A 16,038-nucleotide genomic window follows, 5' to 3' on the forward strand; every position below is an offset into this window, starting at 1 on the left:
GACCTCCCGCTGGACCTCCCGCAGCACCCGTCGCCGGACGGACCGCCGCCGGTCCCGTCGTCGCCGCGCGCGGCCTGACCAAGCGGTACGGCGACCTCGCGGCCGTCGACGGCATCGACTTCGAGGTCGCGCCCGGCGAGTCGTTCGGCCTGCTCGGGCCCAACGGCGCCGGCAAGTCCACGACGATGCGCATGGTGGGTGCCGTCTCGGCGCGCACGGCGGGCGACCTGACCGTGCTCGGCATGGACCCCGACCGGCACGGCCCGACCATCCGCTCGCAGCTCGGCGTCGTGCCGCAGGAGGACAACCTCGACACCGAGCTCACCGCCCGCGACAACCTCGTCGTCTACGGGCGGTACTTCGGCATCCCGCGCGCCGAGTGTCGTCGCCGCGCCGACGAGCTCCTCGAGTTCGCCCAGCTCGCCGACCGCGCGCGCACCAAGGTCGACGAGCTGTCCGGCGGCATGAAGCGGCGTCTCACCATCGCCCGAGCGCTCGTCAACGAACCCCGGCTGCTGATGCTCGACGAGCCCACCACCGGACTCGACCCGCAGGCCCGGCACATCCTGTGGGACCGCCTGTTCCGGCTCAAGGAGCGCGGCACCACCCTCGTCGTGACCACGCACTTCATGGACGAGGCCGAGCAGCTCTGCGAACGGCTCGTGGTCGTCGACCACGGCAGGATCATGGCCGAGGGGAGCCCGGCCGACCTCATTCGGCGGTACGCGTCGCGCGAGGTCGTCGAGCTGCGCTTCGGGGCCGACCGCAACGAGGAGGCCCTCGCACGCCTCGCGGGCCTGGGCGACCGGCACGAGGTGCTGCCCGACCGCGTCCTGCTCTACACGGCCGACGGCGAGGCGCTGCTCGAGCAGGTCGCCGCCCGCGCGCTGCGGCCCACCACGAGCCTGGTGCGCCGCGGCAGCCTGGAGGACGTGTTCCTCCGCCTCACCGGACGGAGCCTCATCGAGTGAGCAGAGCATGAGCAACCGAGCGAGCAGGGCATGAGCGCTCTCTACGTCGCCGAGCACCAGCTCCGCGGCATGCGCGCGTACGGGTGGACCGTGGTCGTCGGCGGCATCGGCAGCCCGCTGCTCTACCTGCTGGGCCTGGGCCTCGGCCTCGCCACCTTCATCGACACGCCCGTGGCGAGCGGCCCGCACGGACCGGTCGACTACGTCGTGTTCGTCGCCCCGGCGCTCGTCGCGACGGCCGCCGTCACGGTCGCGACCGAGGAGTTCACCTACACGATCATGGCGGGGTTCAAGTGGCGGCGGCTCTTCTGGGGCATCAACGCGACGCCCGTCGAGCCGCGCCAGATCGCCGGCGGCCTGGTGCTCGCCACGCTCGTCCGCATGGTCTTCACCGTGGCCGCCTACGCGGTGCTCGCGCTGGCCTTCGGGGCGCTCGACCGGGCGTGGTCGGTGCTCGTGCTCCCGTTCGTCGGCGTGCTGGGCGGCCTCGCGTTCGGGCTGCCGCTCATGGCGTACTCGGCGTCCATCACCGAGGACAAGGGCCAGTTCGCCGCGGTCCAGCGGTTCGTCTTCACCCCCATGTTCCTGTTCTCGGGCACGTTCTACCCGCTCTCCACGCTGCCGGTCTGGCTGCACTGGATCGGCTGGGTGTCGCCGCTGTGGCACGCGAGCCAGCTCGGCCGGTGGCTGAGCTACGGCGAGAGCGAGCCCGGCTGGCTGCTCGCGACGCACCTGGTCGTCCTCGTCGGGCTCGCGGCCGCGGGCTGGGTCCTCGCGGCCCGGACGTTCACGAGGAGGTTGCGCGCATGAGCCTGCGGACCGCACCGGGCGTCACGCGGTCCCTGCGTGCCCGGCTCGCGTCGGGCAGCGTCGGCTCGCTGTACGCGGGCAACGCGCGCGCCGTCGTCGGCCGCAACCTGTACGCAGCCCGCACGAGCGCCTGGGTCGTCGTGCTCTCCGGCTTCTTCGAGCCGGTCTTCTACCTGCTCGCGATGGGCTACGGGCTCGGCACCTACATCGGCGACGTCCCCACGTCGTCCGGCAAGGTCGTCCCCTACGCCGCGTACATCGCGCCCGCCCTGCTCGCCGTGTCGGCCATGAACGGCGCCGTCTACGACTCGACCTGGAACGTGTTCTTCAAGATGCGGTTCGCGCGGCTGTACGAGGCGATGCTCTCGACGTCGCTCGGGCCGCTCGACGTCGCGCTCGGCGAGATCCTGTACGCGCTCCTGCGGGGTCTGCTCTACGCGACCGGGTTCCTGATCGTCATGCAGGTCATGGGCCTCAACCTCGCCTGGACGGCCGTGCTCGCCCTGCCCGCGGTCGTGCTCATCGCGTTCGGGTTCGCGAGCCTCGGCATGGCCGTCACCAGCCTGATGCGCACCTTCCAGCAGATGGACTGGATCAACATCGTGCTGCTTCCGATGTTCCTGCTCTCCGCGACGTTCTTCCCGATCGAGGTCTACCCACCCGCGATCCGTGCCGTGGTGATGGCGTTCCCGCTCTGGCACGGCGTCGAGCTCGTCCGGGGGCTCACGACCGGCAGCCTCACGTCGGGCACCTGGTGGCACGTGACGTACTTCGTCGTGATGGTCGTCGTCGGCGTGAGCCTCACGACGCGCCGGCTGCGCGCCCTGTTCCTGGCCTAGTCCGCCGGGCGTCGCACCGCCGTGTCGTCCTCCTGCTCTACGGCCGCGGCCTGCTCCGTGAACGTCGGGTACTTCGCGGCACGGCCGTCGCCCGATGACCGGCCCCGCACGCGGCGGCCCACCCACGGCCCGACGAACTCGCGGGCCCAGCGCGCGTTCTCGCGGGCGCGCTCGCTGAAGGGCGCCGGGGGCAGCACGTCGAGGGGGACGTCCCAGCCGGCGTCCGTCGGACGCTGCCCGAGAGCGACCATCGCGGCGTCCGCGACACGGCGGTGACCGTCGTCGTTGAGGTGGATGCGGTCGGACGACCACACCCGCCAGTCGTGCAGCGCGCGCATGCCCCACAGGTCGAGGACGTGCGCACCGTGCCGCCGCGCGATGGACCACAGGTGGGCGTTGAACACGCCCACGCGGGGACGCGTCATCGCGACGAGCGGGCTGTCGGCGGAGTCGAACCCCGTCGCGAGCAGGACGTCCGCGCCCGTCGCCCGGAGGCGCACCACGGCGTCCTCGAGGTGTGCCGCGAGGGCATCGACGTCGGTGTGCGGGCGCAGGATGTCGTTCCCGCCCGCGACGAGGCTCACGAGGTCGGGCCGCAGGGCGAGTGCCGCGGGGACCTGCTCGTCCACGATCGGGACGAGCTTCTTGCCGCGGACGGCGAGGTTCGCGTACTGGAGCGGCGCGGAGCCCGCCGCGACCCGCCGGGCCGACAGGTCGAGCGCGAGCCGGTCCGCCCAGCCCCGGACCCGCTCAGGGTCCGCCGGGTCCACGTCCCACAGACCCTCGGTGAACGAGTCGCCGATCGCGACGTACCGCTCCCAGCGCGGCGGCGTGTCGTCGAGGGGGAGGGTCTGAGCAGAAGCGGGGGTGGACGTGGGGAGGTTCACCGACCCATTGTGCGCCTCGTCGGACCCGGTTCCCGGACAGCGGTGGCGGTGGGCGGCGGCAGGTCGGCCGGCCGGCGGCGTGGGCGAATGACACCCGTGTGATCCTGCCCGTATCGTGTGGGCGACCGCACGACGAGGAGGCACGACCATGACGGACGCCGCACGCGACTCCGGGCAGGTGTCGACCAAGACCTCGTCCGGCGTGACGCTGACGGACCGGGAGCGCGAGATCCTCGACTTCGAGCGGCAGTGGTGGAAGTACGCGGGCGCCAAGGAGACCGCGGTCAAGGAGCTCTTCGGTCTGACGGCGACGCGGTACTACCAACAGCTCAACGCCCTGCTCGACTCCGAGGCCGCGCTGGCCCACGACCCCATGCTCGTCAAGCGCCTGCGCCGTCTGCGCTCGACCCGGCAGCGTGAGCGGTCCGCCCGCCACCTGGGGACAGGCAGCTGAGCTTTCCCGCCATCACGGGCAGGGCCGCTACCCTGTCCGCGTGAGCAAGCAGAGCTACCGCTACCCGCGCGACGAGTTCGACGACATCCCGGAGGACTCGCCGATCGGCGTGCACCGTGTGCCGCGCAGCGCGTGGCGCAAGGTCGTGCCGTTCGTCGCGGTGGCCGCGGTGTTCGGGATCGTGGCCTTCGTCGGGGTGACGCTGTGGGCCGACGGGTTCGGCGGCGGCTCGGCCACCGCGGACGACAAGGACCAGGCGACGACGGCGCCCCGTTCCACGGCCAAGTCCACGGCGAAGTCGACGCCGAAGGCGACCGTGGCCTCCACGGACGGCACCGAGGACGACGGCGGTACCTCGGCCGCGGACGTCGACAAGTCGACCGTCGTGGCCGTGAAGAACGTCAGCAACGGTGTGACGGGCGCGGCCGCCAAGGACGCGGGCACGCTCGAGGCCGCCGGCTTCACGTCCGTGACCGCGGGGCCCTACACCGGCAACGCCCCGCCGGCCGTCGCGACCGTCTACTACAAGACGGACGATCTCAAGTCGACCGCGGCCGCGGTCGCGGACGCCCTGGGGATCGACGAGGTCGTCCAGACGTCGAACCTGTCGTCCCCGGTGCTCGTGGTCCTCGCCCCGGCAGGCTGACACGACGACGTCGAGCGCCTCTCCCCGTACCCCTCGCAGCGTTGCGCCGCTAGGCTCGCGAAGCAGTGGCGACGGACGTCGTCGCCCGCACCCTCAGGGAGAGTTCATGGCTCAGGGCACCGTCAAGTGGTTCAACGCCGAGAAGGGGTTCGGCTTCATCACCCCGGACTCCGGCGGTCAGGACCTCTTCGTCCACTTCAGCGCCATCCAGTCGCAGGGCTACCGCTCGCTCGAAGAGGGCCAGCAGGTGGAGTTCGAGGTGGGTCAGGGCCAGAAGGGCCCGCAGGCCGAGCAGGTGCGTCCGCTCTGACGGAGCACGACGTCGTCGTCGTCGGCGCGGGTCCGAACGGGCTCGCGGCGGCGGTGACGCTCGCGCGCGCCGGGCTCGGCGTCCTCGTGCTGGAGGCGCAGGCGACGGTGGGCGGCGGTGCCCGGACGCTCGACCTCGGTCTCGCCGACGGCGTGCTGCACGACCTGTGCTCGGCGGTGCACCCGATGGCGTGGGCGTCGCCGTTCTTCGAGGCGTTCGGCCTGGAGCGCCGGGTCGAGCTGCTCGTGCCCGAGGCGTCCTACGCGCAGCCGCTCGACGGGGGTCGTGCCGGTGTCGCGTTCCACGACCTCGAGCGGACGGTCGACGCCCTCGGGCCGGACGGCGCGGCGTGGCGCAGCCTGCTGGGCCGGTTCGCCGAGCACCCGCAGGACGTCGTCGCGGTCGCCCTCGGTGACAAGCGGTCGGTCCCGCCCGGCGTCGGGGCCTCGACGCCGCTCAGCGCGCTGCGCTTCGGGCTGGGCGTCCTCGAGCAGGGCACCCCGGCCTGGGACGCGCGGTTCCGCACCGACGAGGCGGCGGCGCTGCTGACGGGCGTCGCCGCGCACTCGATCACGCCGCTGCCGTCGTTCGCGGGCGCCGGCACGGCCCTCCTGCTCGCCGGGCTGGCCCACGCGCGGGGCGGGTGGCCGATCCCGCGCGGCGGGTCGCAGGCCATCGTCGACGCGCTCGTGGCCGATCTGACCGCGCACGGCGGCACGATCCGCACGGGCGCCCCGGTCCGGACGCGAGCGGACCTGCCCCCGGCGCGCGCGGTCGTGTTCGACACGACGCCGCGCACGCTGATCGACGTGCTGGGGGACGAGGTGCCCGCCCGCGCCCGCCGGGCGCTCGCCGCGTTCCCGTACGGCAATGCGGCCGCGAAGGTCGACTTCGTGCTGTCCGGCCCGGTGCCCTGGGCGCACCCGGACGTCGGACGCGCGGGCACCGTGCACCTGGGCGGGACGCGCGCGCAGCTGGTCGCCGCGGAGCACGCCGTCGCCCGGGGGGAGCACGCCGAGCATCCCGTCGTCCTGCTGAGCGACCCCGCAGTGGTCGACGCGTCGCGCGAGGTCGCGGGCCGCCGGCCCCTGTGGACGTACGCGCACGTCCCCGCGGGCTCGCCTCGCGACATGACCGACGCGGTGACGGCGCAGATCGAGCGGTTCGCGCCCGGCTTCCGGGACGTCGTGGTGGCGTCGCGCGCGATCCCCGCAGCCGAGATGGCGCACCACGACGCGAACTACGTGGGCGGCGACATCGCCGCGGGCGCCGCGACCCTCTACCGGATGTTCGCGCGCCCGACGCCGTGGCTCGACCCGTACGCGACGGGCGTGGACGACGTCTACCTCTGCTCGGCGTCGACGCCGCCCGGGCCCGGCGTGCACGGGCTCGGCGGGTGGTTCGCTGCGCGGCGCGTCCTGCGGTCGACGTTCGGGGTGCGGGAGCTACCGGACCTCGGCGACTGACGCCTGCGCGTCCTGCGCCGCGCCCGCGTTCCCGGCGCGGCGTGCCCGGGCTGCCGGCAGGATCCGCTCGAGGGGCAGGAACGCGAGCCAGCACACGACCGTCGGCAGGAAGTGGATACCGAGCGCGAGCCAAGTCATGAGGTGGAAGCAGCAGAACAGCAGGACGGCGGCGTAGAGCCAGCGTCCGCGCAGCCACAGCACGACGGGCGACGCGAGCTCGACGAGGAAGAGGATCCACTGCCCGACCCGCAGCAGCGCCGGGTACTCGAGCGCCCAGTTGAGCATCGACGCGCCGCGGCGCATGAGCGCCCACGTGAAGACCGTCCCGTTGGGCCAGGCGAACAGGCCGCCCGTCGCGACGATCTTGCACAGCGCCGACCCGAAGTACGTCATGACGACGGCGACCTGCACGCACCGCAGCACCCAGCCCGCCGCCTCGGACCGCTCCTGCGAGCCGAACCCCGCGGGCGGGACCGTCGGCAGGATGAGCAGCGCAAGGACGAGGGCCATGTGGTCGTGCGACACGTACGCGAAGCCCTGCGAGTTCTCCATCCAGGCGAGGAAGACCAGCCCGACCGTCCAGCCCGTGACGCGCCCCGCCCACTGTGCGGCGCGCTGCGGCAGGGCCATGAGCACGGGCGTCGCGAGACACGTCGCGACGAGGACCCACTGCATGATCGGTCCGTTCGCCGGCGTGGGGTCGGGGAACGGCAGGACGCGGCCGATCAGCGTCGGCTGGTAGAGGTCGGGCGAGTGCCCGTGCCCGATCACGTCGTGCGTCAGGACGAAGAGGCCCCAGATCGTGAAGGCGTAGAGCACCGCGCGCAGCCACGCGATGCGTGCGAGCGGCGCGGGCCACAGCCACCATCGGGCGACCGTGCCGGGCAGGTCCTTGGCGCCGCTGCGCACGTGCCCGTCGCGCGTCATGAGCCGGCTCCTTCGTGAGCGCTGCCGGTTCCGTCGGTGCTGCCCGTCCCGCTGCCGCCGGCGTCCTCGACGTCCCAGGTGGCGAGGACCTCGGTCGAGCGGTCCGCGGTCGGCTTGCCGTCGTGGAGCTGCGTGGTGGTGCGCTCGAGCCGGACCTCGACGAGCGGCGCGCGGTCGGGGAACCGCCACGCGTACGCGTCCGCGACGTCCTGCAGCAGCGACGGGTCGGCGACGATCCGGTCGACCTGCGCCTCGATCTCGGCGTGCCCCACGCCGATGCCCATCTGGTCGAGCCACACGCTGACCTCCGTCCCGTCCGCGGTCACCCCGACGACGCCGGACGACGCGACGACGCCGTTCGGGTCGCCCGCGAAGGCGTACTGCGAGAGCGAGCCGAGCGGGAACCAGTCGTTGGTGTCGAGCGTGGACGGGGGGATGAGCTGCGCGACGACGAGCACGACGAGCCCTGTCCCGGCCGCGGCGAGGCGCCACGTCCGTCCGACGCGGCCCAGGCGGCGGACCGGGGCGTCGTCCGGCGGCGGCGGCGTGTCTGCGGGCATGGGAGGCAGGGTAGACGCTCTGGGCGAACACCGGGCGCGGAGGCCCCCGAGCGGACGCCCGCGTCTTGCACTCGACACCCGAGAGTGCCAATAATGGCGTTAGCACTCTCGGGGTCCGAGTGACAGATCACGACGACCCGGGGTGAGACCAAGAGTCGGCCGGCGAGGCCCTCACCCACGCGGGACATGAACGCGTGGCGCGCAGGACCGTCCGTCGCGGGCGCGGGCCGACGACCACGCAAGCCACAGCGGAGGACCAGTCCCCATGGCCAAGATCATCGCCTTCGACGAGGAAGCTCGTCGGAGCATGGAGCGCGGGCTCAACCAGCTCGCCGACACCGTCAAGGTCACCCTCGGCCCGAAGGGCCGCAACGTCGTCCTGGACAAGAAGTGGGGCGCCCCCACGATCACCAACGACGGTGTCTCCATCGCCAAGGAGATCGAGCTCGACGACCCGTACGAGCGCATCGGTGCGGAGCTCGTCAAGGAGGTCGCCAAGAAGACCGACGACGTCGCGGGTGACGGCACCACCACCGCGACCGTGCTCGCCCAGGCGCTCGTGCGCGAGGGCCTGCGCAACGTCGCCGCGGGCTCGAACCCGATCGCGCTGAAGAAGGGCATCGAGAAGGCCGTCGAGGCCGTGACCGAGCAGCTCCTCAACTCCGCCAAGGAGATCGAGACGAAGGAAGAGATCGCCGCCACGGCCGCGATCTCCGCCGGCGACCCGGCGATCGGCGAGCTCATCGCCGAGGCGCTCGACAAGGTCGGCAAGGAGGGCGTCATCACGGTCGAGGAGTCCAACTCCTTCGGCCTGGAGCTCGAGCTCACCGAGGGCATGCGCTTCGACAAGGGCTTCCTCGCGCGCTACTTCGAGACGGACCCGGAGCGCCAGGAGGCTGTTCTCGAGGACCCGTACGTCCTGCTCGTCGAGTCGAAGATCTCGAACGTCAAGGACCTCCTCCCGGTCCTCGACCAGGTCATGAAGAACGGCCGCTCGCTCCTCATCGTTGCCGAGGACGTGGACGGCGAGGCTCTCGCGACCCTGGTGCTCAACAAGATCCGCGGCACCTTCAAGTCCGTCGCCGTCAAGGCCCCGGGCTTCGGCGACCGCCGCAAGGCCATGCTCCAGGACATCGCGATCCTCACGGGTGGCCAGGTCATCACCGAGACCGTCGGCCTCAAGCTCGAGAACGCGACCCTGGACCTGCTCGGCCAGGCGCGCAAGGTCGTCGTCACGAAGGACGAGACGACCATCGTCGAGGGTGCGGGCGACCAGGACCTCATCGCGGGTCGCGTCAACCAGATCCGCAGCGAGATCGAGAAGTCGGACTCCGACTACGACCGCGAGAAGCTCCAGGAGCGTCTCGCGAAGCTCGCCGGCGGCGTCGCCGTCATCAAGGCGGGCGCGGCCACCGAGGTCGAGCTCAAGGAGCGCAAGCACCGCATCGAGGACGCCGTCCGCAACGCGAAGGCTGCCGTCGAGGAGGGAATCGTCGCCGGTGGTGGCGTGGCCCTCATCCAGGCCGGTGCCGCCGCGTTCGAGAAGCTCGAGCTCGAGGGCGACGAGGCCACCGGTGCGCAGATCGTCAAGATCGCCATCGAGGCCCCGCTGAAGCAGATCGCCGTGAACGCCGGTCTCGAGGGCGGCGTCGTGGCGGAGAAGGTGCGCTCGCTCCCGTCGGGTCACGGCCTCAACGCCGCGACCGGCGTGTACGAGGACCTCCTGGCCGCGGGCGTCAACGACCCGGTCAAGGTCACGCGCTCCGCGCTGCAGAACGCGGCGTCGATCGCTGCGCTGTTCCTCACCACCGAGGCCGTCGTGGCCGACAAGCCGGAGAAGTCGGCCCCGATGCCCGGCGGCGACGGCGGCATGGGCGGCATGGACTTCTGATCGGAGTCATGGACTTCTGACGCTCGCGCGTCACGGTTCCGTACGGAGGCCGTCGGCCGGTGCACAGCACCGGTCGGCGGCCTCCGTCGTGCCCGGGCGTCGGGAGCGGGGCGTTCCTACGGTGGACCGGGGGCCCGGACGGGTCCCTGGAACGGAGGAGCACCATGACCGACGCACCCCGCACGACCGCGACCAACGGGGCACCTGCTGCGAGCGACGAGCACTCGCTGACCGTCGGGCCGGGCGGTCCGATCGTCCTGCACGACCACTACCTCATCGAGCAGATGGCGGGTTTCAACCGGGAGAAGATCCCGGAGCGGCAGCCGCACGCGAAGGGCTCGGGGGCCTTCGGGCGGTTCGAGGTGACGGGCGACGTGTCCGCGTACACGAAGGCGGACGTCTTCCAGCCGGGGCGCCGGACGGACATGCTGGCGCGGTTCTCGACGGTCGCGGGCGAGCTCGGCAGCCCGGACACGTGGCGCGACCCGCGCGGTTTCGCGCTGCGCTTCTACACGGACGAGGGCAACTACGACCTCGTGGGCAACAACACCCCGGTGTTCTTCATCAAGGACCCGATGAAGTTCCAGCACTTCATCCGGTCGCAGAAGCGCCGGGCGGACAACAACCTGCGCGACCACGACATGCAGTGGGACTTCTGGACGCTGTCGCCGGAGTCGGCGCACCAGGTGACGTGGCTGATGGGCGACCGAGGGATCCCGCGGTCGTGGCGGCACATGAACGGCTACTCGAGTCACACGTACCAGTGGGTTAACGCGGCGGGCGAGCGGTTCTGGGTGAAGTACCACTTCCACACGGACCAGGGCGTGGAGTGCTTCACGCAGGACGAGGGCGACCAGATGGCCTCGATGGACACGGATTACCACACGCGTGACCTGTGGGAGCACATCCGGGACGGGGAGCATCCGAGCTGGACGCTGTTCGTGCAGCTCATGCCGTACGACGACGCGAAGACGTACCGGTTCAACCCGTTCGACCTGACGAAGGTGTGGCCGCACGCCGACCACCCGCTCGTCGAGGTCGGCCGGATGACGCTCGACCGCAACCCGGAGAACCACTTCACGCAGATCGAGGAGGCGGCGTTCTCGCCGAGCAACCTGGTGCCCGGCATCGGCATCAGCCCGGACAAGATGCTGCTCGGCCGTATGTTCTCGTACGCGGACGCGCACCGCGCGCGCCTGGGCGTGAGCTACCCGGAGATCCCGGTGAACCGTCCGCACGTTGAGGTGCGCTCGTACCTCAAGGACGGTCTCGGACGGCACCACAACCCGGGCGACCCGGTGTACACGCCGAACTCGTACGGCGGCCCGTACGCGGACTCGCCCGCCGGGGACTCCGAGGTCGGCTGGCAGTCGGACGGCGAGATGGTCCGCGCCGCGTACACCGCCCACGCCGAGGACGACGACTTCGGTCAGGCGGGCACCCTGGTGCGTGAGGTGATGGACGACGCGGCCCGCGGGCGGCTCGTCGACAACGTCGTCGGGCACCTGCTGAACGGCGTGAGCGAGCCGGTGCTGGAGCGGGCGTTCGCGTACTGGCGCTCGATCGACCCGGCCGTCGGCGCGGCCGTCGAGCAGGGGGTCCGTGCCAAGGCCGACGAGAAGGACCCGAAGGCGGCGCAGCAGGGCAACGCGGCGCGGAGCAGCGCGCAGGAGAAGGCCTGAGCGGGCGGCGGGTCAGCGCCGTTCGCGGCCCGGGACGCGCAGCCCGGACGCCGCGAGCCGCCTGACCAGCTCACGCCGTCCGACGGGGTGCGCGCCGCGTGCGACGAGCTCGTCGCGCCGCTCGTCCGGGTAGTCGTAGTGGTCCCGGTCGAAGGCCCGGCGGGGGAGCCCGGCCGCGCCGGCGAAGCTGTGCAGCTCGTCGAGCGAGGTGTCGCTCACGAGATGACCCCAGAGCCGTCCGTGGTTCGGCCAGCGCGGGTCGTCGATGAGGATCACGCCCCGATTCTCCCAGGCCCGGCCCGGTGCGTCGTCGCGCACCGGACCGGGCGACCCGACGCTCAGCGCGTCGCGAAGAGCCCTGCGGCGCGCGTCTCGGCGTCCTCGTAGGTCTGCGCGGCGACACCGAGCGCCCGCTGGATGCCGTCGAGCGACTCCTCGACGCGCGCCTGGACCGCGTGCCAGTCGTCCACGAGCGCCGCGCACGACGTCGCCGCCGCGCCCTGCCACACCGTCTGGAGCTCGGTGAGGTGGTGCCGCATCGCGGCGACCTCCGACCGGATGCTGGTGACCGTCCCGCTCACCTTGCTGCTCGCCAGCGCGACCTGGGCGCTGTCGACCTCGAACCTGCTCATCGTCCGTCTCCCGTCCGCGGCCGGCGGCCGCACGCGGGAACGCTAGGGGGCGGAGGCGGTCGCGCGGCCGTGGGGCACGCACACGGTGGCACCCCGTGGACGGGGTGGCTGAGGTCCGACCGGTGCACGACCCTCAGCCGGTGCTGTCCGGCGGGTCAGGTCTGCGCGTCGAGCTTCGCGATCTCCTTGTCGATGCGCTGGATCTCCGCGGCGAGGTTCTGCCGCGCCGACTCCTCCCACGCGCTGCCCAGCGGGCTGGTGAAGATGGCCTGGCGTGCGAGGAACTTCGACACGATGGCACGTCGCGCCCGCAGGAACACGGGCCACGGGATCGCGGAGTACTCCTCGCGGACCGCACGCAGGTACTCCTTGTAGCGCTGCGGCTCCGCGGCGAAGATCGCGAGGTCGGCGTCGCACAGGACGGCCCCGTCGAAGTCGTCGGCGTCCGGGTAGTGCCGGTGCAGCGCCAGGACGAGGTGTCGCACGCGCTCGGCCGTGCGCTCCGGGACGCCCAGAGCCGCGAGCTCGTCGTGGGCGAGCGTCGCGCTCGCGTCCTCGTCGGACGAGTCCAGCGTGGCGCGCTCCGCGTCCTCGTCGTGCCCGAAGACGGCGCCGTGGTACCAGGCGGCGAGGCGCACCTGGTCGGGCCCGTGGGTCTCCTCGGCGAGCTCGTCCACGTGACCGAGCACGTCGATGAGGTGCCGCACGTTGTGGAAGGTCCGGGACGGGTGGGACCAGCGCTCGACGAGCGCCTTGCCCGTCGCTCGGATCTCGTCGTCGGGTGCGGTGGCACCCAGAGCCTTGCAGGAGCGGACCCATGACGAGATGAGCCACTGCTGCGCCTCGGCGACGCCCATCGACCAGCCTTCTTCCGGGGACCTGGACAGCGACCGAGCCTACCCCGCGGCAGGGGTCGCCGACGCCGCGTCCGCCGTGGGGACGTCCGTCGCGGCCGCCGGGCCCGCCAGCGGCAGCTCCAGCCGGACCGTGAGGCCGCCGCCCGGGGTGTCGACGACCCCGACACGGCCGTGGTGGGCCCCGGCGATCGCGGCGACGATGGCGAGCCCGAGGCCCGAGCCCCCCGACGCCCGGTTGCGTGACGAGTCGGCGCGGTAGAACCGTTCGAACACGTGCTGCGACTGCTCGGACGTGATGCCGGTGCCGTGGTCGCGCACCTCGAGGACGGCGCGCCCCTCGGACGTCCCGACGGCGATCTGCGCGGGCGTCCCGGACGCGGTGTGCCGGGCGACGTTGCCGACGAGGTTCGCGAGCACCTGACGCAGCCGCTCCTCGTCGCCCACGACGACGACGGGCGCCGGCCCGTCGGACGTGTCGGCGCCCGGCGCGGGCGGGTTGAGGGAGACGAGCTGCACGTCCCGGGTGGGGTCGAGCGCGACGAGGTCGCGCACGGAGTCGGCGGCGAGCACGGTGAGGTCGACGTCGTCCTGGCGCAGCGGGCGGCCCTCGTCGAGCCGGGCGAGCGCGAGGAGGTCGTTGACGAGCGTCCCCATGCGGTTCGCCGAGTCCTCGATGCGGCGCATCGTGTCGTCGACCTGGTCGTGGGACGTCAGCGCGCCCATGCGGTAGAGCTCCCCGTAGCCCCGGATGGTCGCGAGCGGGGTGCGCAGCTCGTGGCTGGCGTCGGACACGAACCTCCGCATGCGCGCCTCGGATGCCTCCTGGGCGACGAACGCCGCCTCGATCTGCGCGAGCATCACGTTGAGGGACGCGGTGAGCGAGCCCACCTCGGTCGACGGCGGCTCCTGCGGGATGCGCTGCGTGAGGTCGCCGGCCGCGATGGACGCGGCGGTCGTCTCGATGGCGTGCAGGGGCCGCAGCTCGCGGCGCACGAGCCACCAGCCGAGCACCGCGCCGAGCAGGATGACGGCGAGGGCGGTCAGCCCGAGCACCTTGGAGAGCTGGTGCACCGTCGACGAGACGTCGGCGAGCGGCAGCCCGACGTACACGATCGAGTTCAGGCTCCCGTCGGTCGTGGAGGTCCCGGTCGCCGCGATGAGCCGCCACTGGGTCGACGCGTCCGTCCCGTCGACGTTCTTGGCGTCCACGGTGAACGGTTCGCGGTCGCGGACCTTGACCTCGGTGAGCGTGAGGTCGGGTGTGACGGGCACCCCGTACATGTCCTTGGTGGCGGACTGCTCAAGGGGCAGGGTGCCGCCCGACAGGAAGTCCACCTCGACGTACCACTCGCTGGGCAGCGCCGTCTGGTTCTTGCCCGTCGACTGCTGTGACTGCAGCACGACCTGGTCGGCGTTGCGCAGCAGCTCGCTGTCGACCTGGTCGACCAGGTACCGCTGCACGAGCGTGGTGGACGCGATCGCCGCGACGACGAGCCCCACGGCGAGCAGTGCGGAGACGATCGCGACGAGCCGGGTGCGCAGCGAGATCCGGGCCCACCACGTCCAGCGCGGGGAGCCAGGGGGCGCGGCGACGCGGCGGACGACCGGTGCGTCGTCGGTCGGCGCGCCACCGCCGCCCGCGGGCGCGCCCGTCGGTGCTGCGGGCTCGTCGACGGTCACGGGCACCGTCACCGGGGTGGCTGGCGCAGCAGGTACCCCACTCCGCGCTTGGTCTGGATGAGGGCGGGCAGGGGGACCTGCTCGCCGTCCGGGCCCTCGGTGGTCAAGGTGTCGATCTTGCGCCGCAGGTACGAGATGTACGACTCGACGATGTTGGCGTCGCCGCCCCAGTCGTACTGCCACACGTGGTCGAGGATCTGCGCCTTGGACAGCACCCGGCCGCCGTTGAGCATGAGGTAGCGCAGGAGCTTGAACTCGGTGGGGGAGAGCTCGACGAGCTGCCCGGCACGCTGGACCTCGTGGGAGTCCTCGTCGAGCTCGAGGTCGGCGAACCGCAGGACGGCCGAGTCGTCGGGCTCGGCATGGGTGCGGCGCAGCACCGCACGGATGCGGGCGACGACCTCCTCGAGGCTGAACGGCTTGGTGACGTAGTCGTCGCCGCCGACCGTGAGGCCCGCGATCTTGTCCTGCGTGTCGTCGCGGGCGGTGAGGAACAGGACGGGCGTGTACTGGCCCTTCTCCCGCATCCGTCGCGTCACGGTGAAGCCGTCCATGTCGGGCAGCATCACGTCGAGGACGACGAGGTCGGGGTCGAGGTCGCGCACGAGCCGCAGCGCGCTCTGCCCGTCCTCGGCGGCGTGGACCTCGAACCCGGCGAACCGGAGCGAGGTGGACAGGAGCTCACGGATGTTCGGCTCGTCGTCGACGACGACGAGGCGTGCCTCAGGCTGACCCATGCCTGAGAGTCTCCCGTGTCCGTCTGGGTCCCGCCTGGGAGGAACCCGGGCGTCGGCCGGGGAATCGCAGGACGTTACAGGAACGCGACCGGGTCGAACTCCTCGATCGGGATGATCCGGACGCGCGGCAGGATCGTGTTGAACGCCGCGACGTCGTGCTCGAGGTCGAAGATCTCGAGCCCGCGGCTCGCGAGCTCGGTCATGCGCTGGTTCACGAACTCGCGGAACCCCAGGAGCCCGACGCGGCGCGACCCGTCGAGGAGCGCCTCGACCTGCGGGATGAAGTCGCCGTCGTGGCTCGCGAGCACCACGTTGCCCGGGCGGTCCTGCAGCGCCTCCAGCGTCCGCTGGATACCGATGTCCACGACCTTCTCGGAGCCGTTGCCCGCGAGGGGGACGGGCCGGTAGCCCATGGCGAGGAGCGCCTGCACGAACGCCATCGGCATCGAGCCGGAGGTCGCGTTGAGGAAGAACAGCCCGCGCACCGGTGCGCCCCACTGCTGCCCGGCGAAGTCGACGATCCGGTCCCAGCGCGGACGCTCGTCCGGCGTGGGGCGGTGCCCGAGGACGCTCATCCCGAGCGTCGCGTCGATGTTCTCGCCGTCGACCAGCAGATAGGTCGCGGGCGTGCCCGCGGACGTCGCGTCGCTCATGGCGTCCAGGGTACTGGCGCCCGGTCGTTACGGTGG

General features: G+C 72.2%; 18 protein-coding genes. 9 read left to right on the plus strand and 9 right to left on the minus strand.

Annotated elements, in window-relative coordinates; all coding sequences use genetic code 11:
• The first annotated feature begins 74 nt into the window (after nucleotides 1–74).
• Genes CLV34_RS07270 through CLV34_RS07280 form a run of 3 tightly spaced genes read left to right on the plus strand, consistent with a single transcriptional unit; the run spans nucleotide 75 to nucleotide 2,620 of the window.
• Nucleotides 75–971, plus strand: coding sequence for an ABC transporter ATP-binding protein (locus CLV34_RS07270; RefSeq protein WP_100349899.1), 897 nt, complete (start codon nucleotides 75–77; stop codon nucleotides 969–971).
• A gap of 30 nt (nucleotides 972–1,001) precedes the next feature.
• Nucleotides 1,002–1,781: an ABC transporter permease gene (locus CLV34_RS07275; protein ID WP_100349587.1), complete on the plus strand. Its 780-nt coding sequence runs from the start codon at nucleotides 1,002–1,004 to the stop codon at nucleotides 1,779–1,781.
• Nucleotides 1,778–2,620, plus strand: coding sequence for an ABC transporter permease (locus CLV34_RS07280; protein WP_100349588.1), 843 nt, complete (start codon nucleotides 1,778–1,780; stop codon nucleotides 2,618–2,620). Before CLV34_RS07275 ends, CLV34_RS07280 begins: the two co-directional genes overlap by 4 nt.
• On the opposite strand, the gene CLV34_RS07285 is transcribed toward CLV34_RS07280, so the two are convergent.
• Nucleotides 2,617–3,507 carry an SGNH/GDSL hydrolase family protein gene (locus CLV34_RS07285; protein ID WP_245859076.1) on the minus strand — a complete coding sequence of 297 codons (891 nt, stop codon included), beginning with the start codon at nucleotides 3,505–3,507 and terminating at the stop codon, nucleotides 2,617–2,619. The genes CLV34_RS07280 and CLV34_RS07285 overlap by 4 nt on opposite strands.
• Before the next feature lie 148 nt (nucleotides 3,508–3,655).
• On the opposite strand from CLV34_RS07285, the gene CLV34_RS07290 reads away from it, so the two are divergent.
• The 4 genes from CLV34_RS07290 (at nucleotide 3,656) to CLV34_RS07305 (ending at nucleotide 6,383) form a co-directional block, all read left to right on the plus strand.
• The gene (locus CLV34_RS07290; protein WP_100349590.1) at nucleotides 3,656–3,961 is read left to right on the plus strand and encodes a DUF3263 domain-containing protein; all 306 of its coding nucleotides are present in this window, start codon (nucleotides 3,656–3,658) and stop codon (nucleotides 3,959–3,961) included.
• 40 nt (nucleotides 3,962–4,001) lie between these two features.
• Nucleotides 4,002–4,607: a LytR C-terminal domain-containing protein gene (locus CLV34_RS07295; RefSeq protein ID WP_100349591.1), complete on the plus strand. Its 606-nt coding sequence runs from the start codon at nucleotides 4,002–4,004 to the stop codon at nucleotides 4,605–4,607.
• A gap of 106 nt (nucleotides 4,608–4,713) precedes the next feature.
• Nucleotides 4,714–4,917, plus strand: a complete 204-nt coding sequence (gene cspE, locus CLV34_RS07300) for a transcription antiterminator/RNA stability regulator CspE (protein ID WP_100349592.1) — start codon at nucleotides 4,714–4,716, stop codon at nucleotides 4,915–4,917.
• Nucleotides 4,914–6,383 (plus strand): phytoene desaturase family protein, encoded by a 1,470-nt coding sequence (locus tag CLV34_RS07305; protein WP_100349900.1) that lies wholly within the window; start codon nucleotides 4,914–4,916, stop codon nucleotides 6,381–6,383. Before cspE ends, CLV34_RS07305 begins: the two co-directional genes overlap by 4 nt.
• Here the strand turns inward: CLV34_RS07305 and CLV34_RS07310 are convergent.
• Both CLV34_RS07310 and CLV34_RS07315 read right to left on the minus strand, forming a co-directional pair.
• Nucleotides 6,363–7,310: a hypothetical protein gene (locus CLV34_RS07310; RefSeq protein WP_100349593.1), complete on the minus strand. Its 948-nt coding sequence runs from the start codon at nucleotides 7,308–7,310 to the stop codon at nucleotides 6,363–6,365. The genes CLV34_RS07305 and CLV34_RS07310 overlap by 21 nt on opposite strands.
• Nucleotides 7,307–7,870: a hypothetical protein gene (locus tag CLV34_RS07315; protein WP_100349594.1), complete on the minus strand. Its 564-nt coding sequence runs from the start codon at nucleotides 7,868–7,870 to the stop codon at nucleotides 7,307–7,309. The genes CLV34_RS07310 and CLV34_RS07315 overlap by 4 nt, the downstream gene beginning before the upstream one ends.
• A gap of 265 nt (nucleotides 7,871–8,135) precedes the next feature.
• Here CLV34_RS07315 and groL point away from each other — a divergent pair, with 265 nt between their 5' ends.
• Entirely contained in the window at nucleotides 8,136–9,761 is a 1,626-nt protein-coding gene (gene groL / locus CLV34_RS07320) for a chaperonin GroEL (RefSeq protein WP_100349595.1), read from the plus strand.
• Nucleotides 9,762–9,925: 164 nt separating this feature from the next.
• Nucleotides 9,926–11,443 (plus strand): catalase, encoded by a 1,518-nt coding sequence (locus tag CLV34_RS07325; RefSeq protein ID WP_100349596.1) that lies wholly within the window; start codon nucleotides 9,926–9,928, stop codon nucleotides 11,441–11,443.
• Between the two features lie 12 nt (nucleotides 11,444–11,455).
• Here CLV34_RS07325 and CLV34_RS07330 read toward each other — a convergent pair whose 3' ends face one another.
• From CLV34_RS07330 to CLV34_RS07355, 6 genes are all read right to left on the minus strand, one after another.
• Complete coding sequence (locus CLV34_RS07330; RefSeq protein WP_245859080.1) at nucleotides 11,456–11,719, minus strand: DUF4031 domain-containing protein; 264 nt, start codon at nucleotides 11,717–11,719, stop codon at nucleotides 11,456–11,458.
• A 62-nt stretch (nucleotides 11,720–11,781) separates the two neighbouring features.
• The gene (locus CLV34_RS07335; RefSeq protein ID WP_100349597.1) at nucleotides 11,782–12,075 is read right to left on the minus strand and encodes a WXG100 family type VII secretion target; all 294 of its coding nucleotides are present in this window, start codon (nucleotides 12,073–12,075) and stop codon (nucleotides 11,782–11,784) included.
• 155 nt (nucleotides 12,076–12,230) lie between these two features.
• On the minus strand, nucleotides 12,231–12,932 hold the full coding sequence (locus CLV34_RS07340; RefSeq protein WP_100349598.1) for an HD domain-containing protein: 702 nt from the start codon (nucleotides 12,930–12,932) through the stop codon (nucleotides 12,231–12,233).
• Between the two features lie 39 nt (nucleotides 12,933–12,971).
• The gene (locus CLV34_RS07345; RefSeq protein ID WP_245859081.1) at nucleotides 12,972–14,612 is read right to left on the minus strand and encodes a sensor histidine kinase; all 1,641 of its coding nucleotides are present in this window, start codon (nucleotides 14,610–14,612) and stop codon (nucleotides 12,972–12,974) included.
• A gap of 8 nt (nucleotides 14,613–14,620) precedes the next feature.
• The gene (locus CLV34_RS07350; RefSeq protein WP_100349600.1) at nucleotides 14,621–15,349 is read right to left on the minus strand and encodes a response regulator transcription factor; all 729 of its coding nucleotides are present in this window, start codon (nucleotides 15,347–15,349) and stop codon (nucleotides 14,621–14,623) included.
• A 74-nt stretch (nucleotides 15,350–15,423) separates the two neighbouring features.
• Entirely contained in the window at nucleotides 15,424–16,002 is a 579-nt protein-coding gene (locus CLV34_RS07355) for an NYN domain-containing protein (protein ID WP_100349601.1), read from the minus strand.
• Between the last annotated feature and the right edge of the window lie 36 nt (nucleotides 16,003–16,038).

Source organism: Luteimicrobium subarcticum, assembly GCF_002798015.1.
Classification (GTDB): domain Bacteria; phylum Actinomycetota; class Actinomycetes; order Actinomycetales; family Cellulomonadaceae; genus Luteimicrobium; species Luteimicrobium subarcticum.